At 59.9% G+C, this 22,016-nt stretch carries 17 protein-coding genes and 2 pseudogenes; 4 read left to right on the forward strand and 15 right to left on the reverse strand.

Annotation, left to right across the window (positions count from 1 at the left end; all coding sequences use genetic code 11):
* Positions 1-220: 220 nt before the first annotated feature.
* Positions 221-688 (reverse strand): hypothetical protein, encoded by a 468-nt coding sequence (locus tag AB4N84_RS02420; RefSeq protein ID WP_460045120.1) that lies wholly within the window; start codon positions 686-688, stop codon positions 221-223.
* A gap of 341 nt (positions 689-1,029) precedes the next feature.
* On the opposite strand from AB4N84_RS02420, the gene AB4N84_RS02425 reads away from it, so the two are divergent.
* Positions 1,030-1,272 (forward strand): DUF2789 domain-containing protein, encoded by a 243-nt coding sequence (locus tag AB4N84_RS02425; protein WP_074758414.1) that lies wholly within the window; start codon positions 1,030-1,032, stop codon positions 1,270-1,272.
* A 29-nt stretch (positions 1,273-1,301) separates the two neighbouring features.
* Here AB4N84_RS02425 and AB4N84_RS02430 read toward each other — a convergent pair whose 3' ends face one another.
* The 14 genes from AB4N84_RS02430 to AB4N84_RS02495 all read right to left on the reverse strand — a co-directional run bounded on the left by AB4N84_RS02430 (position 1,302) and on the right by AB4N84_RS02495 (position 18,855).
* A complete protein-coding gene (locus AB4N84_RS02430) occupies positions 1,302-1,490 on the reverse strand; it encodes a hypothetical protein (protein WP_074758412.1) in 189 nt (62 codons plus the stop codon).
* A gap of 136 nt (positions 1,491-1,626) precedes the next feature.
* Complete coding sequence (locus AB4N84_RS02435) at positions 1,627-3,093, reverse strand: T6SS phospholipase effector Tle1-like catalytic domain-containing protein (protein WP_460045121.1); 1,467 nt, start codon at positions 3,091-3,093, stop codon at positions 1,627-1,629.
* A 307-nt stretch (positions 3,094-3,400) separates the two neighbouring features.
* Positions 3,401-5,101, reverse strand: a complete 1,701-nt coding sequence (locus tag AB4N84_RS02440) for a methyl-accepting chemotaxis protein (protein WP_460045122.1) — start codon at positions 5,099-5,101, stop codon at positions 3,401-3,403.
* A gap of 130 nt (positions 5,102-5,231) precedes the next feature.
* Positions 5,232-5,636 (reverse strand): TraR/DksA family transcriptional regulator, encoded by a 405-nt coding sequence (locus AB4N84_RS02445; RefSeq protein ID WP_062390457.1) that lies wholly within the window; start codon positions 5,634-5,636, stop codon positions 5,232-5,234.
* A gap of 340 nt (positions 5,637-5,976) precedes the next feature.
* The gene (locus tag AB4N84_RS02450; RefSeq protein WP_074758532.1) at positions 5,977-6,999 is read right to left on the reverse strand and encodes an ABC transporter permease; all 1,023 of its coding nucleotides are present in this window, start codon (positions 6,997-6,999) and stop codon (positions 5,977-5,979) included.
* Between the two features lie 59 nt (positions 7,000-7,058).
* On the reverse strand, positions 7,059-8,627 hold the full coding sequence (locus tag AB4N84_RS02455; RefSeq protein ID WP_460045123.1) for a sugar ABC transporter ATP-binding protein: 1,569 nt from the start codon (positions 8,625-8,627) through the stop codon (positions 7,059-7,061).
* Between the two features lie 84 nt (positions 8,628-8,711).
* The gene (locus tag AB4N84_RS02460; protein WP_460045125.1) at positions 8,712-9,641 is read right to left on the reverse strand and encodes a sugar ABC transporter substrate-binding protein; all 930 of its coding nucleotides are present in this window, start codon (positions 9,639-9,641) and stop codon (positions 8,712-8,714) included.
* A 59-nt stretch (positions 9,642-9,700) separates the two neighbouring features.
* Entirely contained in the window at positions 9,701-9,958 is a 258-nt protein-coding gene (locus AB4N84_RS02465; RefSeq protein ID WP_460045127.1) for a hypothetical protein, read from the reverse strand.
* A 318-nt stretch (positions 9,959-10,276) separates the two neighbouring features.
* Positions 10,277-11,296, reverse strand: a complete 1,020-nt coding sequence (locus tag AB4N84_RS02470; RefSeq protein ID WP_460045128.1) for a Gfo/Idh/MocA family protein — start codon at positions 11,294-11,296, stop codon at positions 10,277-10,279.
* Positions 11,297-11,476: 180 nt separating this feature from the next.
* Positions 11,477-13,408: a 3D-(3,5/4)-trihydroxycyclohexane-1,2-dione acylhydrolase (decyclizing) gene (gene iolD / locus AB4N84_RS02475; protein WP_460045130.1), complete on the reverse strand. Its 1,932-nt coding sequence runs from the start codon at positions 13,406-13,408 to the stop codon at positions 11,477-11,479.
* A 171-nt stretch (positions 13,409-13,579) separates the two neighbouring features.
* Positions 13,580-15,079, reverse strand: a complete 1,500-nt coding sequence (locus AB4N84_RS02480) for a CoA-acylating methylmalonate-semialdehyde dehydrogenase (RefSeq protein ID WP_074758397.1) — start codon at positions 15,077-15,079, stop codon at positions 13,580-13,582.
* A gap of 28 nt (positions 15,080-15,107) precedes the next feature.
* Positions 15,108-15,917 carry a 5-deoxy-glucuronate isomerase gene (gene iolB / locus AB4N84_RS02485; protein ID WP_074758395.1) on the reverse strand — a complete coding sequence of 270 codons (810 nt, stop codon included), beginning with the start codon at positions 15,915-15,917 and terminating at the stop codon, positions 15,108-15,110.
* Between the two features lie 2 nt (positions 15,918-15,919).
* The gene (gene iolE, locus AB4N84_RS02490) at positions 15,920-16,855 is read right to left on the reverse strand and encodes a myo-inosose-2 dehydratase (RefSeq protein ID WP_460045131.1); all 936 of its coding nucleotides are present in this window, start codon (positions 16,853-16,855) and stop codon (positions 15,920-15,922) included.
* Between the two features lie 62 nt (positions 16,856-16,917).
* Entirely contained in the window at positions 16,918-18,855 is a 1,938-nt protein-coding gene (locus AB4N84_RS02495) for a bifunctional 5-dehydro-2-deoxygluconokinase/5-dehydro-2-deoxyphosphogluconate aldolase (protein ID WP_460045132.1), read from the reverse strand.
* Between the two features lie 235 nt (positions 18,856-19,090).
* Here AB4N84_RS02495 and AB4N84_RS02500 point away from each other — a divergent pair, with 235 nt between their 5' ends.
* The 3 genes and pseudogenes from AB4N84_RS02500 to AB4N84_RS02510 form a co-directional block, all read left to right on the forward strand.
* A complete protein-coding gene (locus AB4N84_RS02500; RefSeq protein WP_074758389.1) occupies positions 19,091-20,017 on the forward strand; it encodes a MurR/RpiR family transcriptional regulator in 927 nt (308 codons plus the stop codon).
* 728 nt (positions 20,018-20,745) lie between these two features.
* Positions 20,746-21,381 (forward strand): annotated as a pseudogene (locus AB4N84_RS02505) (PAS domain-containing protein); the annotation flags it as partial.
* 153 nt (positions 21,382-21,534) lie between these two features.
* Positions 21,535-21,966: pseudogene (locus tag AB4N84_RS02510) on the forward strand (methyl-accepting chemotaxis protein); the annotation flags it as partial.
* Between the last annotated feature and the right edge of the window lie 50 nt (positions 21,967-22,016).

Here is a 22,016-nt window from a genome sequence, read left to right on the forward strand (position 1 = left end):
CGACGAAGGAGAAGCCCAACCAGGAGCCAGGACACTTGGCTGCCTCTTGAAACAAAGAGGGGGGCTTTTCAAGTAACCCGCCGAAGGCGGAACGCTTCTGCCGTTAGGCAGAACCAGGACAATCCCCCTGGTGACTTGGGGATGGTCCCGCGTTCCGGTTTTCAAGTAACTCGCCGTACAAACGCGCTTCTAAACCGTCATCACGATTCACGCCAGTGGATTACTCGCTGGCCTTGAACACCAGTTCGCCCTTGCGCCATTTGGCGGCCTTGGCCGTTGCGGACTTGAGCACTTTGCTCAACCCCAGCTGGATCTGCTCATGGGCAGCAAACACCATGAACACGCAGTGCGATTCCTTGAAGACAATACCGTGGCCTTCCGGCACATCGACAAACGCGTACTCGCCCAGACCATAGAGGGTCATCTTGATGTCGCGAAACTTGATCTCGAACTTGCCGCCTTCACGACTGGGCAGTACGGCGGCGCGAAAGTGGTCGCCTACTTTCAACTCCAGACGCGGTTTGTCATCGACCACCAATGCGGTTTCGGTGTCGATTTCAGACATGTAGATGCCTTCAGGGGACTGCTCGATGACGTAAACGAAACGTGCCTGGAACTGCTTTACCAACTTCGCGCGCAAATCGCCGAGTACGAATAACGCATGGGTATCCAGATTACTTACTGCCAATGTACAAACTCCCAACCTGATATGAACTCGCCCGGCCAAGGGGCCAGGCAAGGAAAACACGAGAAAAACGGTACGCCCCCGGTTGCCGGGGACTGGCATGGCTGTGGATTCTACCGGCTCAGAGTCTATACGGGATATATGCCTTTCGTCCGTTATGTGGCCAATTTTGTGCACGAACGTCCCGACAGTGCTGTGTCCAATCCTCTGGACAACCCGAACGGCGGCCGCTGAATCGTTAAGGCGAACACTGAGAACTCTTGCCCCCTCAAAGGACTCACATGCAGCACATGCTTCATTCACGCCCACGCTAACCCGGGTCTTTGACCCGCCAGGGAGACACCATGGAACTTACTCCACCGACACTTGCGACGCTGTTCGAACAGCTGGGCCTTGACTCCGATCAGGCGAGCATCGACGCGTTTGTCAGCGCCCATTCGTTGCCCGATGACGTGAAGCTGATTGATGCGGACTTCTGGACACCGCAACAGGCACGCTTTCTAAAAGAGGAGTTACACGTGGACGCCGAATGGGCGCCCGTCGTGGACGAGCTCAACGAACTGCTCCATTCGACCAAAGCCGACTGAGCGACGGCCCTGAAAGCAATGGCGGCCCTTCAGGCCGCCATTGTCAGTTGCCGCATCCACGCGCTGCGGCATTCTTCGGCTTCGGCCCGGCTTGAAAAAGCCGTTCCACGTTGTTCGCCGTTGATTAACACGACCCAGCAAACACGCTGGCCCCTGTCTCGAAACGATTGGGGTACGCCCAGGCCAATCATCACGGCGACATCGATCTTGCTCTGCATCGCATCCTCCGGGGATCTCAGGAGCATTGTCTGATAGCTGCATCTTAATCACCGACCAGCTGGGGAAAAAGCTATCTGCGGAATAGGTTTCTTGCATGATCGGTAACAAAATACCCGTCTCAACCACAAGGCCGGACTAATGCGGATACCCCGACTGACTCTCGTTTGGAAACCGCAGTCGTCCGCCACGGGCGGGGGCATGCACAAACAAGCTGTCCACCAGCGTCCCACGTCGCCCCAGCGTGCTGTTCCAATGCGCCGAGCAATGAATGTAGCGTCGGTACAGCATCTGAAGATCGCTTTCGCTCAATGACCCGCCCTGCCCGCGCGCATGAGCAATCAGCTTAACCGCGACCTCCCGCAACTCCGGTGGCAGGCTCAGGTCCGGCGACTCGGGAACAGGTTGAAACGGCACGCCTTCGTCGCACGCCAACGCGTGCATGACGCGCAGGTAGACTCTGGACAGATGACCGAACACCCGGCGCTCCAACATCACGGTCGCCACGACGCTCTTCGTCCCTGACCCGCGCTGCATCATTCGCTCGATGCACTCCACCCCCATCGATGCCGTATCGTCCAGCGGGTCGATCCAGCGCTGCGCATCCACGCGAACCATCTCGGCGTGGGTTTCCAGCCAAGCATCCGTGCTATCGAATGGGGTGTCTGCCTTGACCTGGCTGCGACGCGGTCGGGTCAGTGCAATCTTCTCCACCGACTGAGGGTGGTATCCGCCGCCAACATCGGAATGACTCCCCGGCACGACGATTTCCCGGGGCCAGTCAGGCGCCACGCTGTTCAAGGAGAAATTACGTCGGTGCTCGTCGGCGGCCACCAGGTGCAGAACCTGCTGCGCACACCCCGGAGGCAGAAACAGATTGACCCGGGTGTTGACCCCATCGCGGACGTTACCCAGGTCGGAAATGCCACCCACTGCCGCCACAGTGTCGAACAGCCCGATCACTTTCAGACGTATGCAGCCGCTGTCCCAGGAGAATTCTGCAGCCAGCGGCAGCTTGCGAGGATTGAGAATCGACACAAGGGCACCACGCGGCCCTTTGAGCACTTCATTGGCGAAATGGCGGGCAGATGCCGCACCGCGGCTGAAGCCGAACAGATCCAGTTCGAGTGCTGCAATCACGCACCCTGGATTGTCAGTTTCAAAGGTATCGAGTACATCGCCAATCTTTTTGACGCCTCGATAGACTTTCGCAACGACGCCCGTATTACCTCGGCCAAATCCCTGGCCGGACACTCTGGAATCTCGCCCGCCAGACGTTGTACCCACGCCTTCAACATACACGGCGTGATACACCCGCAATCCGTCACCGGCGTTCATGGCTTTCGGTTGACGCCGATATAACGCGGCCAGTCGAGCAATGTTAGTGAGGTCATTGCTGTAACTGCTGGAGGGATCGGAATGTCGACCACCGCATTCCTTGATATGAGCATTGTTATAAATTTCAGCCATTGCCTGGCAATCGGCGCCGATCTGGCTATTGACACGGTTGTTGCCCGTCCCGTCAAAGAACACGCCGATGCGCACGGTAGCGCTCAACGCGCTCGCCGCGGAGCCTGAACCTGTTTGTGCAAGTAGTGCTGTCATAAGTTAATCACCTGTGAGGGTTGACGTTAATCCGGACTTCTTGTAACCGGACCTATCACTCACAGAATGCTCACACCCCTGACAGCGTCAACGGGGAGAATTGAACTTCAGAAACGTCCCACTCGTTTATCAGACCATTAAAACCGTCAACCTCATTTATCCCACTTATCCAGCAATTATCTCCGAGCGCCCGTTGCAAAACTAAACAAACAAATCCCGTTTAAACAACCCTTAGATACAACCGCCTGCTCTTTATTGACCCCTCTCATCCGACCTCGCTGTCGGTCAGCCCCCGCTTATCGCACCCTCAACCGATCTTGCTGGTTCCACTTTCCGGCTTGTACCCCAGGCGCAGACCTCCCCAATGCCTGCCCTTCACCATGATGGGCACCGACAGATCGTGCATCAGCTCACCGGTGTCCCGGGTGTAGGTCTGCAGCAGCACAGGTTGCTGGTGGCTGCCGCAGCGAATGCCCGTTCGGTCATCGAATTTGCGCTTGGTCCTGTTGCTCACGGCGTCGACCGCGCCATCGCCTGTCAACGGTTTGCTGAACGCCTGATTGTGGGTCGGCACATACCCCTGCTGGGTGCAGGCGATCGCAAACACAAGGCCCTCATGACGCGACAGCAACGGCTCCTGAATGACCGGCAACACTTGATCGGTGTAACGGTCGAAACGGGTCTGGTATTTGGTCGGGAACGTGTTGGCAATGGCCTGATAAGACCGGTCGAACAAGTCTTCCAGGCTCACCCGCCGCTGATCGAGGTCCCGTTCGAACTGTTGCGCAATCTGGCTGGCGCCTTCACGCGCGAGGTCATAAACACGCTGGTGATAATCGTCCAGCCCGACCTCCGCCAGGCGTTCACTGATCGTCTCCGCCTGCCCTTCCATCTGCACCGCCGACTTGGCCAGTTGGCGCGTCTGGTCGTCGCTGATGGCCAGGTCGCTGCGCATCTGTTCCACGGCCACGAAAAGGCTGCTCAGTTGCGCCTGATTGGTCTGCGCGCCCAAGGCAATCTCATTGACCTGCCCCTCTACACCCGCCGCCAGTCGCGCAATGCTGGCGAGCTGCTGACCGGTCATTTCCACGTGCGCGACACCGCCGTTCAGGTCGCCGGACAACTGGCGGATCTGTTCAACCACCTGCGCGGTGCGTCGCTGAATGTCGGCCACCATGTCCCCGACTTCGCCGGTGGCCGTGGCGGTACGCCGCGCCAGCCCGCGTACTTCATCGGCGACTACGGCAAAGCCGCGACCATGCTCACCGGCCCGGGCGGCTTCAATAGCGGCGTTGAGCGCCAGCAGGTTGGTCTGGCTGGCGATGGACTGAATCACGGCCGTCACCCGCTGGATGTCCTCACTGCGCTGGCTGAGGGCTTCGATCAAGTGCCGGCTGTTGTCGGCGCGTTCGCTGAGCTGATGCATCAGGGCGATGGATTCGTTGAGGACGGTCAGTCCCGCATCGCTGCTTTGCCGCGCCTCGCTGGCGGCGCTCAGGGCTTGCTGACTGAGGGAGGACGTCGCGCGTTCGGTGGCGATCATCACGTCGGCGCTGCTGACGATCTGCTCGGCCGCATCGACCTGAGACTGCAGCTTGCCCGCCAGTTGCTTGACCGAAAACGCCACCGCTGCCGCAGACAGCGCATTGTGGCTGGTGCTGCGGGAAAGGTCGCGGGTCAGCTTGCCGATGGCGTCTTCCTCAACGGCGCGCGGCGCGGCCACCGCACGCGGCGTCAGCAGACGCGGCAACCACAGCGTCAACAGACCCAATGGCAGGCAGGCATACACCGACACATCGCCCCACGCCATGGCCGCGAACAGCCCGCACAGCGCGACGCTCTGCATCGAGATCCCCACCCGGCGCCAGGACGGTGCAGGGGGTTGTGCAACGGCCGGTTGCAGTTGTGGGGAAAGCGTCCCTGTGTAACGTCCATTCGCAGCCATATCCGTGACCCACCTGCTTATTATTTTGCAAGCATTAAACGCCACATGGCGGCCATGCGCCATGAGCCGATGGTGGTAGTCGGTCGGATTTACAAATGAAGGTGAGTCTGGTGCAACTCAGCAAACTGCGGACGACAAAAAGCCCGACTGCCTGCATACAGGCAGTCGGGCCTTGGCCTTCACGTCGGCTGGATCAGGCCTGACGCTGGTGGCGGTCGATCTGTTCGTGGCGTTCCTGGGCTTCGATGCAGTACTTGGTGGTCGGGCTGATCAGCAAACGCTTCAGGCCGATAGGCTCACCACTGTCATCGCACCAGCCAAAGGTGTCTTCGGCGATACGGGTCAGGGCCATTTCCAGCTGCGGAAGCATGCGCTGATCGCGGTCGATCACGTTGACCAGCCAGTGACGCTCTTCTTCGACGGAAGCAGCGTCAGCAGGATCAGCCGGGGTGTCCAGGCTTTCGATAGCGATACGGCTCTGCTCGATGCGCTCGTGGATTTCCACTTTCATGTCTTGCAACAGCTTGACGAAGAAAGCGTGTTGCTCCGCGTTCATGTAGTCATCGGCCGGCATCGCCAGCAACTTTTCCTTGGTCATTGATTTCTCTATAAAAAAACGTGCATTAAGGCGAATCAAGGGAGCGCCTTGGCCCGTGTTTGAAAAGCGCCGTAGTCTCCAAGCGCCATCGGGCACTCAATTTACGAGGGGCGGCAGTCTAAGGCCGGGTTTCGTACTCGGCAACATAATTGAACAAGATTCGCTCAACAAGCCCTCAAATCCCCGCCAGTGCTGGGCGAAACCGGGTTTGTGCGTGCCCTCACGCCGATCGTCGCAGGTACAGTGCCGACGGTGTCTGACCCGTCACGCGCGTCCGCGTTCAAACTCGCTAAAAACAAAAAGGGCCTGAACCAGGCCCTTTTCAACGTTTCTCAAACACTCAGCGCTTGAGCTTGCGTTTGTTGCGGTATTGGTCGATGACCACCGCGACGACGATGATCAACCCTTTGATGATGTCTTGTACATAGGCATCGACGCCCACGAAGGTAAATCCGCTGGCCATGACCCCAAGAATCAGCGCGCCGATGACGGTGCCGGTGATCCGGCCGACGCCGCCCGACAGGCTCGTGCCGCCGATCACCGCGGCGGCGATGGCGTCCAGCTCATAGGAAACGCCCATCCCCGCCTGACCGGTCGCGGCACGCGCCGACGCCACGACACCCGCCAGTCCCGCCAGCAGCCCCGCGATGCTGTAGACGATCACCAGATGGCGCTTGACGTTGATGCCGGAAGTCCGCGCCGCCTGCATGTTGCCGCCGATGGCGTAGGTGTACTTGCCGTATTTGGTGTAGCGCAGGGCGATATGGAAGATCACCGCGACCACCAGGAAGATGATCACCGGCATCGCGCCCTGACCAATGGCGGTGTAGGAGTCGTTGAGCATGCTCACAGGCTGACCGCCGGTGTAGAAACGCGCCAGGCCGCGGGCCGACACCATCATGCCCAGCGTGGCGATGAAGGGCGGAATTCCGGTGATGGCAATGATGCTGCCATTGATCGCACCTGCCAGCAGACCGACCCCGAGTCCGGCCACAACGGGTATCCACACCGGCAAATCCGTCAACGAAGGAAAGACCGCTCGGGTGTAGTCGGAGGACTGAGCGAGGCTGGCCGCGATCATGGCCGTCAGCGCCAGCACCGAGCCCGAGGACAGGTCGATCCCGGTGGTGATGATCACCTGAGTCACCCCGATCGCGATCATGCCGATGATCGACACCTGCAGAATCATCAGCACCAGCCGCTGAGAATTCATCAGGAAACTCTGATCGCGCACGACCCAGCCGAACACTTCGAAGATCAGGGCGATGCCGATCAGCACCAGAAAGATGCTCAGTTCGGTGGGCAGGCGGCGCTTGTGCTTGGTCGGTGCCAGAGCCGGTTTGTTTTCCAGTATCGCGTTCATCTTCATACGTGCCTCTTATTCTTGTTCAGACCCGCAGCGGGCCATTGGCAAACGGGCCTTCAATGAGTCGAATTACCCGACGCCAGATGCATGACCCGCTCCTGAGTCGCGTCGGCGCGGTCGAGGGTGCCCATCATTTCGCCTTCGTGCATGACCATCACCCGATCGCTCATGCCGAGGACCTCCGGCAGCTCGGAGGAAATCATGATCACGGCCATGCCTTCACTGGTGAGCAACGCGATCAGCCGATAGATTTCAGCCTTCGCGCCCACGTCGATACCGCGCGTGGGCTCGTCGAGAATCAGCACCCGCGGGTTGGTCATCAGCCAGCGCGCTAGCAGGGCTTTCTGTTGATTACCACCGGACAAAGTGTCGATGCACTGCTCCAGCGACGGCGTTTTCACCCGCAGCTTCTTGCACATGTCTTCGCACAAGGCGCGCAAGGCTTTCTGGTGCACGAAACCGTTGCCAACGAAATGCGGCAGGACCGCCATTTCCATGTTTTCCAGCACCGAGAGGCAGGGAAACAGGCCACTGAGCTTGCGGTCCTCAGTGAGCAGCGCAAAGCCTTTCTCGATGGCGAAATGGGGGTCCGTGACTTTGATGGGCGCACCGTCCAGGTGGATTTCTCCACGGGTGCAGGGGGTGATGCCAAAAATGGTTTCCGCCACGTTGGTGCGCCCTGACCCCATCAACCCGGCGATACCCAAGACTTCGCCCGCATGCAGATCGAACGACACACCCTCGAAGACGCCCTCAAGCGACAAATCGCGCACCGACAGCATGAGCTTGCCGATGGGCTGGTCCCGCTCAGGGAACAACTGCGTCAATTCCCGGCCCACCATCATGGAGATCAGGCTGTCACCGTCCATGCTGTCGGCGCGTTGCAAGCCGACGTAAGCGCCGTCGCGAAACACCGCGACTTCGTCGGCAATGGCGAATACTTCGTTCATTTTGTGGGTGATGTAGATGATGCCCTTACCTTGGGCACGCAGGTCGGCAATGATGGAAAACAGGTGCGCCACTTCCGTTTCGGTGATGGCAGAAGTGGGCTCGTCCATGATCAACACATCAGAGTCGTAGGACACGGCCTTGGCAATCTCGACCATCTGCCGCTCGGCGATGCTCAGGTTGCCCACCTGCTCCTCGGGATCAAGATTGATGCGCAAGCGCCCCAGCAGTTCGGCAGTGCAGCGATGCATGGCGCGGTGGTCGACCATGTGCAGGCCGTTGAGCTGCTCGCGGCCGATCCAGATGTTCTCGGCGATGCTCATGTGCGGCATCAGGTTGAGTTCCTGGTGAATCATCGCGATGCCCGATTGCAGCGCTGCCAGCGGCGTTTCAAACACCACCGGCTTGCCCCGCAGCAGGATCTCACCGGTGTCGGGCTGGTAAATGCCGGCGATGATTTTCATCAGGGTGGACTTGCCCGCGCCGTTTTCCCCCATCAAGGCCAGCACACTGCCCGGACGCACGCGCAGTTCGACGTTGTCCAGCGCCACCACGCCAGGAAACCCCTTGCTGATGTTGGTGATTTCCAGCAGGTAGGGATGCTCGGCGGTGGTTGCAGCGACATCGCTCGTTGCATCGGTCGGGGCCGCGGTCGAAGCAGTAGCGGAAGCGAACATGGTCACAGGCTCCTCAAGTGACATCGGTGACAGAGGTGCGGCACTGCCGACCTCTGCGTCCTGTCAGTTGTTGTGTTGTGAACGTTATTTGAAGGTGCTGACGTTTTCCGGCGTGATCAGCTTGAACGGAATCACGATGGCCTGTTGCGGCAAGGCCTCCTTCTTCGCCAGCTTCACGGCCGCGTCGATGGAGCCTTCGCCCTGGCCTTTGGCGTCCTGGAACACCGAGATGGTCAATTGACCTTTCTTGACCGCCGCCAGACCGTCAGGCGTGCCGTCGACACCGGCGACGAGCACGTCGCCCTGCTTTTTGCGCGCCTGCTTCAGGGCCATGGACGCGCCGATGGCCATTTCATCGTTGTTGGATAGCACCGCACTGAAATCACGACCTTGAGTCAACCAGTTGTTGGTGATGTCCATGCCTTTCTGGCGGTCCCATGCGCCTTCCTGTTCTTCGGTAATCTTGATGGCAGGGTATTTTTTCAGGACTTCTTTGACGCCCTCGGTGCGGTCGCGGGTGGAGTTGTTCGACAGTTCGCCCAGCAGGATCACCACGGTGCCTTTGCCGTTGAGTTTGTCGGCGATGTATTGCATCTGCATCCGACCGGCCTCTTTGTCATCAGAGGTCACGGAGGCAACGCCTGCGGGCAACTTGGGATCATCTGGACGACGGTTGACGTAAACCAGCGGGATCTTGGCTTCAGTAGCGGCTTTGGTGATGCGCCCGGTGGCGGCGGTGTCTACGGGGTTAACGATCAGCGCGTCAACTTTCTTGCCGATCAGCTCCTGCACCTGGTCAAGCTGCTTGTTCACGTCGTTGCGGCCATCGACGAACTGCAGGTCGACGCCGCCCATTTCCTTGGCCTTCTTGCCCATGTCTTCGCGCATGTAGGTCAGGTAGTTGTCATCGAACTGCGACATGGCGACACCAATCTTCAGGTCGGCGGCCATGACGGCACCGCTGCTGAGCATCAGGGCCAGTGCAAGAGAGGTAAAACGGGCTTTGGTAATCATGAACGGTCTTTCTCCAAATTCTTGTTGTTGTAGTGAATTGGCTAACGACTGCTGGGTGTTCAGAGGACTGCTGGTTTATTGAGAACGGTGCTTTGATTCGAGAAGTGGGGATTGGTGAAGTGCGCGACCGACGCCGCCGAGGTGCCGCACACCATCACGCCGTGGCTCTCCACGCACAGCACGCGGGCAACGGTTTCCAAGACGCGCTCAATGGCAGGGGTCACAAAGGGTTTCGCGTGCAGGACGACGCGGGGAGCAACGAGAAGCGCGCGGGATACTGATCGGCAAGCCCTGGCGGCATGTTTGAAAATGTTCATCGACGGTACCTGTCTTTTTGGCTTTCTTGTTTTGGTTCGTTCGTCCGGCCTGGCGTCGCAAGCATCCGACAGCAGGTTCGGACGTCGATAGTCGGCAACCTGGAAATGACTCTATTGGAAAATAATTTCTACTTCAACAGATTTTAGAATTTATTTCTATTTTGATTTTCACTGCATGCAACCTTGCGGAAAAACGGCTGATGCACACCTACTGTGGCGAATTCATTCGCGAGAGGCAGGCACATTCCACACGTCCCTATCGCCTGACACAGTGCTTCGCCAATGAATTCGTCCCACCCTTTGACCCCTTGGCAACCGTTACAGCGCCACCACCCGCCCTTCCTGCGCGCTGACCCTGGCGGCATCCAGCACTTTCGCCGATGCGACGGCATCCCGTGCGTCCACCGGGTTACGCCCTTGATTCATCACCGCGTCCTGCAACTGCCGGTAGAACTCTGGCCAGCTGCCGCGCTCGGAAGGCACGCGCTCGCGGTGTTCGCCCTGCTCGAACCAGCCCCAGCGGCGATGCTCCTCGACGCCCCAGCGTTCGCCCTCGGATTTGGGGGACAGCCCCGCCAGCGCCGCCGCCTCCTGTCCGTCGAGGCCATCAACGGTATAGCAGCCTTGCGAACCATTGACCCGAAAGCGTGGGCCTTGAGCGTTTTGCAGGCAGTTGCCCCACAGATGCGAGGTCACGCCGCTGGCATGAATGAGTGAAACGAAGAAGCCGTGATCGACCTTTTGTTCCGGGGTTGCGAATTCGAGTTCGGCGTACACCCGTTTAACGGGCCCGAACAGTTGCAACGCCTGATCCACCAGGTGACTGCCCAAATCCCGCAGAATCCCGCCGCCGCTTTCCTTGCCCACCGATGAAGGTGAATAGCGCTCCACGCGGGACTCAAAGCGGCTGACCTCACCCAGTACGCCTTGATCGATCAACTTGCGCACCGTGAGGTAATCCGAATCCCAACGACGGTTCTGGTACACGCCCAGCAACACGCCCCGGCGTTCGGCGGCATCCACCAGTTCCTGCGCCTGTTTGGCGTCGGGCGCAAAAGGTTTGTCGCTGACCACGGGCACACCGAGTTCGATTGCCTCCAGGATCAACGCACGCCGTGAGGCCAAGGGTGTGGAGATCACCACGGCATCGACGCCCGCCGCAACCATGTCGGCCAGGCTGTCGAAGGCCGGGACCTTGGGGTAATCCTGGCTCAGTGCCTGGCGTCGTTCGGGTGAGCACGTCACCACACCGGCAAAGGTTGCGCCGGGCATGCTGGCCAGCAGCGGCGCATGAAAGAAGCGCCCGCCCTTGCCGTAGCCGATGAGTCCGATTTTCATAATGTGTTCTCCGTTTCCTGTAGGAGCGTGGCTTGTCCCGCGATCGGCCGGGAACCGGTCGTGAAACCTGCAACCCGAATAAACCTGACACGCTGCGCTCGATGGATTTACTGCCGATGCGCCGGACGCAAACCCGGGCAGATCGCGGGACAAGCCACGCTCCTACAGGGGTTACTTAATTCAGTATTGACGGGCCTTGGCCAGCATCGCTTTCTGCCGTTCGTAGGCCTCTGCGGTGGTGCCCGTCGTCGACACTTCGGCCACGCCCACCCGCCACCACGACAGGTAGCCATGGATCATGGTCTTGGGCAGAACCTTGATGTCGATCAGCGTCGACACGGTTTGTTTGCGCGCGTCGATCAAGGCGGCCTCAAGCGCCTCGACGGTTTTCACCGTGTAGGTCTTGCAGCCATACGCGGCGGCGCTCATGGCGAAATCCACCGGCACGAACTCGCCATCGAGCAACCCGCTTTCGGGATTGCGGAAGCGGAACTCGGTGCCGAAGCTGCCCATGCCATTGCCCATCTGCAGGTTGTTGATGCAACCGAACGCCATGTTGTCCAGCAGCACCACGTTGATCTTGCGCCGCTCCTGAATCGAGGTCGCCAGCTCCGAGTGCAGCATCATGTAGGAGCCATCGCCGACCAGTGCATAAACCTCGCGTTCGGGCGCAGCCATCTTCGCGCCGAGGGCTGCATTCACTTCGTAGCCCATGCAGGAATACCCGTATTCGACGTGGTAACTGTCGACACTGGTGCTGCGCCAGGCCCGTTGCAGATCGCCTGGCAGACTGCCCGCTGCCGCCACGATCACCGCATCGGCAGGCAACCGTTGATTGAGTATCCCGAGCACGCGGCTCTGGGTAAGGCATGAGCCGGTCATTTCGATGAAATCGCGCAGCACCTGGGGGTCGAGGTGCCCGCTGACTTCGGGTTCGAAGTCCTGAGTCTGATACTCCACGGCGTACAGCCGATCCACCTCGGCATCCAGCGCCGCCCTGGCCTGCTTCGGCGCATCCCCCCAACCGGCGGTGTAGTCACCCAGCGCATCGCTCAACGATTGCAGTGCCAATTGCGCGTCGGCCAGCACTTGCACACCGTCGAGTTTCTGCACATCGAATGCGCCGACGTTGAGGTTGAGAAACTGCACGTCCGGGTTCTGAAACAGCGATTTCGAGCCGGTGGTGAAGTCGCTGTAACGCGTTCCGACGCCGATGATCAGATCCGCCTCGCGTGCCAGCGTGTTGGCTGCCAGCGACCCGGTTTCGCCGATGCCGCCCATGTTCAGCGGGTGAGCCGAGACAATCGCGCTCTTACCCGCCTGGGTCTCTGTGAACGGAATGTCGAACCGCTCGGCAAACGCCTGAAGTTCGGCTGCCGCGCCGGAATAACGCACCCCGCCGCCGCAAATCAGCAACGGCTTGCGCTTGCCCGTGAGCAGCTCCATTGCGTCCTTGAGCATCGCCTGGGTCGGCGGACGACGATCAATACGGTGCACGCGCTTTTGCAGGAAGGTGTCGGGGTAGTCGTACGCCTCGCCCTGCACGTCTTGCGGCAAGGCGAGGGTCACGGCGCCGGTGTCGGCAGGGTCTGTCAGTACGCGCATGGCGTTGAGCGCGGCGCTCATCAATTGCTCGGGCCGGTTGATCCGGTCCCAATATTTGCTGACGGCCTTGAACGCATCGTTGGTGCTGATGCTGAGGTCGTGGAAGTGTTCTATCTGTTGCAACACCGGATCGGGCTGACGACTGGCGTAGACGTCACCCGGCAGCAACAGCAGCGGAATGCGGTTGGCCGACGCAGTCGCCGCCGCGGTGATCATATTCGCCGCACCCGGTCCGACCGACGAGGTGCACGCATAGATCTTGCGCCGCAGGTGCTGCTTGGCAAAACCCATTGCCGCGTGGCACATACCTTGTTCGTTGCGCCCTTGATGCACGATCAGCTCGCCGCTGTCCTGCTCCAGCGCCTGACCCAGGCCCAGCACGTTGCCGTGACCGAATATCGTGAACACCCCGGCAACGAACTTGCTCTGCACGCCGTCCACTTCGACGTACTGATTATCGAGAAATTTCACCAGGGCCTGAGCCATGGTCAACCGTGTCGTGGTCATGCTTGCACCTTGTTGTTATTGGAGGCGGTGTTCGGGGCGATGAGGTCTTCTGTGGGAGCGAATTCATTCGCGATGCGATCTGACAGCCAACCCATTTTTGTGTCGAATTTCCCGGCCTCTCGCGAATGAATTCGCTCCCACAAAGAATCGCATTTCAAATGGAGACCTCGATCATTTCGCCGTCGGCATACTGAACTCCGCCCCTTTGGCGATGCTGTCCGGCCAGCGCTGCATGACGCTCTTGTAGCGGCTGTAGAATCGCAGGCCTTCTTCGCCGTAGGCATGGTGGTCGCCGAACAACGAGCGCTTCCAGCCGCCGAACGAGTGCCAGGCCATCGGCACCGGAATCGGCACGTTGATGCCGACCATGCCCACCTTGATGTTTCGCGCAAAGGCACGGGCAATGCCGCCGTCGCTGGTGAAGCACGACACGCCGTTGCCGAACTCGTGAGCGTTGATCAACTCGACCGCTGCGGCGAAGTCCGGCACATGAACGATGCCCAGCACCGGCCCGAAAATCTCTTCCTTATAAATGGTCATCTCCGGGGTCACGTCATCGAACAACGTAGCGCCGACGAAAAACCCGTTTTCAGCGCCAGGCACCTTGAAATTGCGCCCGTCGACGATCAGTTTCGCGCCCTCTTTCACGCCTTGATCGATGTAGCCCTCGACCTTGGCCTTGTGCACTGCCGTCACCAGCGGCCCCATGTCGGAGTCGGCGTTCATGCCGTTGCCGACCTTGAGTGCGTCAATGCGCGGCAACAGTTTGTCGATCAGTTTCTGGCCGACATCGCCCACCACCACGGCCACGGAAATCGCCATGCAGCGCTCACCCGCCGAGCCGTACGCGGCGCCGATCAGCGCGTCGGCGGCCTGATCCAGGTCGGCATCGGGCATCACGATCATGTGGTTCTTCGCACCGCCCAACGCTTGAACGCGCTTGCCGTGCGCGGTGCCCTGCTGATGGATGTACTCGGCAATCGGCGTCGAGCCAACAAAAGAAATCGCCTCGATGCCCTTGTGTTGCAGCAACGCATCCACGGCCACCTTGTCGCCCTGCACCACGTTGAACACGCCGTCCGGCAGGCCGGCCTGCTTCAACAGTCGCGCCATCAACAGGCTGGCGGATGGGTCACGCTCGGAAGGCTTGAGGATGAAACAGTTGCCTGTCACCAGTGCCATGGGAATCATCCACAGCGGCACCATCACCGGGAAGTTGAACGGGGTGACACCGGCGCATACGCCCAGTGGCTGGCGCAGGTTCCAGTTGTCGATGCCGCCGCCGATGTTGTCGCTGTAATCGCTTTTCAGCAGCGTCGGCGCGCCACAGGCAAACTCGACGATTTCGATGCCGCGCACCACTTCGCCCTTGGCATCGGAGAACACCTTGCCGTGTTCGCGGCAGATGATTTCCGCCAGTTCGTCATGGTGCTGATCGAGCAATTCCTTGAACTTGAACATCACCCGCGCGCGGCGCAAGGATGACTGATCGGCCCACGCGGGAAACGCCGCCTGGGCAGCAGCGACGGCCTCGTCGACGGTCTTCAGTTCGGCCAGGGCCACACGGGCCTGCACGGCGCCGGTCGCCGGGTTGAATACATCGCTGAAACGCTCGCTCGCGTCGTGCATCTGGCCATTGATGTAGTGGCCGATAATCGGGGCATTGCTCATTGCGGGCTCCTTCAAAACAGGGGTGAACTCAAAGATCCAGCAACCACTGATGCTTGGGATCGTTGTGGAATTGCCAGGCGCGTTTCGGCCCGGCCATCACGTTCAGGTAGTAGGATTCGTAGCCATACGGCACGCTGACCGGGTGATAGCCCTTGGGCACGGTCACCAGATCGTTGTTTTCCACGGCCATGGCCTGGTCGATGCTGCGGTCATCGGTATAGACACGCTGGAACACAAAACCCTGGGGCGGATTGACCTGATGGTAATAGGTCTCCTCGAGGAAGCTCTCGTGCGGCAGATCATCCTTGTCGTGCTTGTGCGGCGGGTAGCTGGAGGAATGACCGGACGGCGTGCGCACCTCGACCACCAGCAACGAATGCGCGGGCTCGGAATCGGGCAGGATGTCGCACACGTAACGGGTGTTGGCGGCCTTGCCGCGCACGCTCCGTTTCATCGCGTCAGGCGTGATCAGCCGCGCCGGCAAGTCCTTGCTCGGGTCGCCCGGCGCGGCACACACGGCGATCTGTACCGCGCTCAACGCCGTGACCTGCGCCTGGCTGTTGGGCGGCAGGTACACCGCGAACGGGGATTTGTCTTCGAACACCGATTGCCGGTCGCCGATGTTTTCCCAATTGAACGCGCCCTGCCCCGGCGCTTCGCCGCTGACACTGACGCGACCGCTGAGCAGCACCAGGCACAATTCCTTGTCACCAGCGGTGACCGGCAGACGTTCGCCGACGGTCAGACGATGGGCAGCGAAACCGACGTATTCCAGCACGCCTTCACCGAGCGCAACCACATCGCGGCCCTCGGCTTTGCTCTTGACCAGGAGATTCATGCTCACAGGCTCCTTTGTGCAGGCTGATGTAAACCCAAGTGGCTTTCTTGAGCAGCTGCCAGCAGATCGCGCAGCGTTTCATAGCCTTTCTTCGCATAGACGTAGCTGGGCGCAACCGCCGGGTCCTGCTCGGCCTCGACCACCAGCCAACCTTCGTAACGGGCCTCGATCAAGACGTCCAGCAAGGCCGCGAAATCGATGTCGCCATCGCCCGGCACGGTGAACGTGCCGTTGACGATGCAATCCGGAAAACTCCACAGGTTGTTACGCGCCAATTGCACCACCGGTTTGCGCACGTCCTTGAAATGGACGTGACACACGCGAGCAATGTGTTTGCGCAGTACCTGCAACGGTTCGCCGCCGCCCATGTAGCAATGGCCCGAATCGAACAGCAGACCGACTTCACTGCCGGTTCGCGCCATCAACTGGTCGATGTCTTCAGGGGATTCGACGTAAGCGCCCATGTGATGGTGGTACGCCAGCCGCACACCCTGCGACAGGGTGAAGCGCGCAAGCTCCGTGAGTTTGTCAGCGTACGCCTGCCAGGTGCTGTCGCTGTGAAAACGCGGGCGCTCGACCAAACGAATACGCTGGCCTTGAATCGAGTCGGCGACCTCGCCGTACACCAGCACATTGGCGCCGTTGTGTTTGAGCAGGTCGACGTGCCCGGCGATGGCCTCGATCTCTTCCGCCACCGAACGGCTGGCCAGACGGCTGGAATACCAACCCGACACCAGCGCCAGTTCGTAAGGCTTCAAGACATCGGCGACGCCTTTGGCGTCCTTGGGAAATTTCCCGTTGAGCTCAAACCCTTCATAACCGATTTCCTTGCCTTCACTGAGCGCGGTACTCAGCGGCGTTTCGCCGCCCAGGGCCGGCAGGTCGTCGTTGCTCCAGGAAATCGGGTTGATGCCAATTCGGATTGCGGAAGCGGGCATGGCTGCACCTTTATTGTTTTCTTCGCTTTAACAGGTTCATACGGCTGATTCAGTTTGCAGGCTCACGCTCGGGCGTCGCGCCAGGATTCGATCAGGAAACCAAAGGTGCTCTGCACCCGGCTGATCAATCCCGCATCGTCGATCTCACCTTCCAGCCATGCACGGCTCGGCTCATGGAAAATCGTCCGGCCCACGGCAAAGCCTCGGCATGAGGTGCTGTTGCTGGCTTCCCGAAAGCCTGCGGCCAAGGCTTCGGCCGGAGCATTAAGACCGAGCAGGACCACGCCACGGCAGTACGGATCGCGCTCCTGAATCAGCGCGTCGAGTTTTTCCCAGACCTCAGCGGATTGCGTTTCAATCTTCCACCACGCCGGGAAAATGCCCAGGTTGTAGAGGCGCTTCAGCGAACGGTAAATCACGTCGGGGTGCGTCGAGGGATGATCCTTCGGCGGGATGACTTCCAGCAACAATTCATGACCGCTGGCCTGGGAGGCTTGATACAGGCCCATCACCTGCGCCTCCTGCTCAAGGCGCAGCATCGGCTCGTCATCGGGGTGGTATTGCACCAGGCACTTGATGATCTGCTCTTTCGGCCAGGCCAGCAGATTGCTGCCAACGGAACGGCCGTGTTCGAACGCCAACGGGCGCGAACCCTGCACTTCCACCGGCCGAGCCACCCACCAGTCACGACCGGTGGCGGTGTTCAACGAATCCTGCCCGAAGCGTTGATCGGCCAGCAGGCCGACGTCCGCTTCGATCCCGCGCTTCTTGAGGTCCGCCTCAACCCGCTCCACGGCCTGAATGAACAACTGCTTGAGCTGCCCTATGCACGCCAGATCGCGACCGGCTTTTTGCGCCAGCTCCACCAGCTGGCCACGATGGTCGAAGGCAAAGATGAACAGCTGCTTCCATTCTTTGCGCGGCACGCTGACCTGATGCAGGCGCTGCAGCATAAGATCCTGATCAGGCCGGGTGATCGGCACCGGGCTGTTGAACAGGTACTCAAGTTCGACCGGCGTCGGCATGGCCGGTGCGCAGGCATGCCGCGACACCACCAGACCACCGCAGGCATTGGCCAGTTGGCAGCAGCGTTCATCGCTCTCGTCGTTCAGCCAACCTTTGAGGAAACCCGACATGAACGCGTCGCCGGCGCCCAGCACGTTAAGCACTTCAACCCGCACGCCCGGGTAAATCGCACCGTCTTCCAGGCGGGCGGGAATTGCCCCGTGGATCACCGTGCAACCTTGCGGGCCCAGTTTGACCACCAGCGTGGCGGCGGTCAGCTGACGCACGTTGCGCAATGCAGCGATCAAGTCGGTGGCGCCGCCTGCAATCAGGAATTCTTCTTCGGTGCCAACGATCAGGTCGAAGCGCGGCAGAATGCGCTGTACATGCTGGCTGACGTTCTGGTTGGCGACGAAGCGGGTTTCGCCGTCGGCCTTGCCAGTCAGGCCCCAGAGCACCGGCCGGTAATCAATATCGAGCACGCGTTTGACGTTGTGCTTCTCGGCATAGTCCAGCGCCTGGCTGCTGGCCTTGAACACCTGATCGGTGGAGAAATGTGTGCCGGTGATCAACAACGCCTTGCTGGAGGCAATCTGCGCTTCGCCGATGTCTTCGGCGTTCAGGGCCATGTCGGCGCAGTTTTCGCGGTAGAACACCAGGGGGAAGGTTTCACGGTCCTTGATGCCCAGCAGAACCATGGCGGTGAGGCGTTCAGCATCGACCTTGATCCCACTGACATCGCAGCCCTCGCGCGCCAGGGATTCGGTCAGGAACCGCCCCATGTGATCGTCACCGACGCGGGTCAGCATGGCGGATTTCACACCCAAGCGGGCGGTACCGAAGGCGATGTTGGCAGAGGACCCGCCGAGGTATTTGGCGAAACTGCTGACGTCCTCCAGGCGCGCGCCGACCTGTTGCGCATAGAGATCGACGCCCAGACGTCCGAGGCACACCACGTCTAACTGACGTCCACTGGCAAAACGAGTCTGGCCCATGCTGGCTCCTGTTATTTTTATAAGCCTGGCTTCAGCAGCGTCTGCCTGAAGCGCTGTTCGTGGATGCAGACTAGAACGCTCAAGGGCAAGGATCAATGATTTTTTCTATATTTTTTTCATGTGGAATATTTTTTCCACTTTGCGCAAAGACTGGCAGTTCGTGCTAAACAGGCAGGATATAAACGCGAAGCGCTGTAAACTTCGCGTCATAAGAAAGCCTGAGGAATTCAACCGTATGTCCAGCACCGATCAGCCCTCCTTGTCCGATACCGGCGCCGACGCGGCGTCCTCCCAGGTCACCGCGCCGGAAACCGCGGAGTCTCTGCTCAAGCTGATCACCACGGAATACGAAAGCCTGCCGCGCCAGCTCAAACGCATTGCCAGCTACATGAGCCAGCAGAGCGACCGCATCATGGTCGACCGCATCAGCGACATCGCCCGCGAATGTGAAGTCCACCCTTCTGCCATCGTGCGTTTTTCCCAGCGTTTCGGCTTCAGCGGTTTCAGTGAAATGCAGGCGCTGTTCCGCGAGGCCTACACCCACAAAGCCACGCCGGTGCAGAACTACCAGCAGCGTATCCGCAGCATGATCGCCAACAAGTCGCAAAAAGCCAGCGGCGGCGATCTGGCCCGCGAATGCGTGAACGCCACGCTTTCCGGGCTGGAACGCCTGGCGCTGGAACTGGACGATGAAGCATTCGAGAAAGCCGTGGATCTGGTGGTCAATGCCGACAACATCTACGTGGTCGGGGTGCGTCGCTCGTTCGCCGTGGCGGATTACCTGGTCTACAACCTGCAACACACCAACAAACGCATCCACCTGATCTCGGGCCTGGGCGGCAGTTATCGCGAGCAGATGCGCAGCGTGCGCGCCAACGATCTGGTCATCGCCATCAGCTTCACCCCGTACGGCAAGGAAACCCAACATTGCCTGCGCATCGCTCAGCACCATCAGGCCAAGACGTTGATCATTACCGACAGCAACCTCTCGCCACTGGCCAAGCGCGCCAACTCGGTGTTGTTGGTCAATGAAGGCAGCTCATTCGCCTTCCGTTCCCTCAGCGCCACGCTGTGCCTGTGCCAGGCACTGTTCATCGCCGTGGCGTACCGGCTGGAGTTGAAGGTGGACGAGATGTCGGAGCAGGTCGGGTTTGAAGACTGAGCGCTTTTGTTGACGCGCTCCGGACTGCGGCGAGAATGAAAAACCAATCGCATACCGTCACGCCTATTGCGACGTTGCTACCGCCCAGAAGGCGTGCAGGCAGACCGCAATCCCGCTTCTGCCCGGAGGGCGTGCAGGCAGACCGCAATCCCGCTTCTGCCCGGAGGGCGTGGGAGCATTCGGAGGTTACGACGGACGCGATGGAGCGCGCAGCGGTCCTGAAATCATCCAGCGCGGTGTGCCAGGCTGATCGTGTTTGCAGGACTCACTGCCGCTGCGCGCCAGATCGTCCGACTGCGGCCCAGAGCAAGCGCGCTCCTACGCCCTGCGGGCAGAATCAAAGCCTCCAGAAGCGGCTGTACATGTAGCGTGAGGAGGACAGTTGCTACGGCCTACCACCAGAATCGAAAAACACATCGCCGACGCCATGAACGTCGACGTGCGCGAGAATTCATCCACCCTCGGCCAATAACTTGTACAAAAACCGACGAGCTGTACAACTATTTTGTAGCTTTTTGATATCACTTTTGTGATGATCTTTGCACTGCAGACGGAAATCGCAGCTGAGTATTGACATTCGCTCTTCAGGCCATGGAACGGAAAACCCTGCCGTTCCACTTGCCTGAGCCGCCATCATGTTTTTCAACTCGTCCAAGAACAAAACCATCCAAGACCTGCAACTGACCGTCGCTCACCAGGCAAGCCTGCTGGAAGCCATCAACCGTTCGATGGCCAGCATTGAGTTCGATCTCAATGGCGTCGTGCTCAGTGCCAACGACAATTTCTTCAAAACGCTGCGCTACCGCCCGGAACAGGTGATCGGCAAGGAGCACCGGATGTTCTGCACCGCTGAGTACGCCCGCAGCGCCGAGTACTCACAGTTGTGGTCTCGGCTGCGCAATGGCGAGTTCGTCTCGGCCACCTTCCAGCGCGTGGCGGGCGACGGCAGCACGGTATGGCTGGAGGCGAGCTATAACCCCATCAGGGATATCGACGGCAAGGTGGTGAAAGTCGTCAAATTCGCGATGGACGTCACCCAGAAGCTTCAATCCGAAAGCGAAACCCGCAACAAGTTGCAGGCGATCGACCGCGCCATGGCCGTGATCGAGTTCGATCTGGACGGCCGCATCATCGCCGCCAACGACAACTTTCTGCGCCTGCTCGGTTACAACCGCCAGGAGTTGCTGGGCAAGCACCACAAGCTGCTGTGCCCGGCAGAAGTCGCCAGCAGCCCGGAATACCAGGACTTCTGGCGCCAGCTCAACAAGGGCGAGTTTTTCAGCGGCCAGTTCAAACGCATCGGCAGGCACGGCCAAACGCTGTGGCTCGAAGCGTCTTATAACCCGGTGTACGGCGCCTGCGGCAAGCTGCTCAAGGTGGTCAAATTTGCCTCCGACGTGACCGCGCGCATCGAGAAGCACGAACAGGATTCTCACAGCGCCGCGCAGGCGTATCACATTTCCGTGCAAACGCAGAAAGTCGCCGAGCAAGGCACTCAGGTGATTCAGCAAGCGGCCAGCGAAATGCGCCAGATCTCACGCAACATTGACGATTCGTCGCGCATCATTGGTCAGCTGGGTGAGCGGTCCGAGCAGATCACCACCATCGTCAACACCATCCATGGCATCGCCGATCAGACCAACCTCCTGGCGCTTAACGCAGCCATCGAAGCGGCGCGCGCCGGTGATCAGGGCCGAGGTTTTGCTGTGGTGGCGGATGAAGTGCGGCAACTGGCAGGCCGCACCAGTCGTTCGACGCAGGAAATTTCCGAGATGATCCAGTTGATCCAGACCGAAACCCGTCAGGCGATCCTCAGCATGGACAACACCCGCAACAACGCGGCCAAAGGCGTGGATCTCGCCGATCAGGCGGGCTCGGCGATCGTGCAGATCAGTAATGGCACGAACGAAGCAGTGGAAGCGGTGCGGATGTTTGCGGGGAAGGATTGAGGTTTCCACTCCTCTAGGGGTCGGCTTGCTGGCTCCTACAAGGAGTTTTC

It is taken from the genome of Pseudomonas sp. S2_H01, from assembly GCF_054668305.1.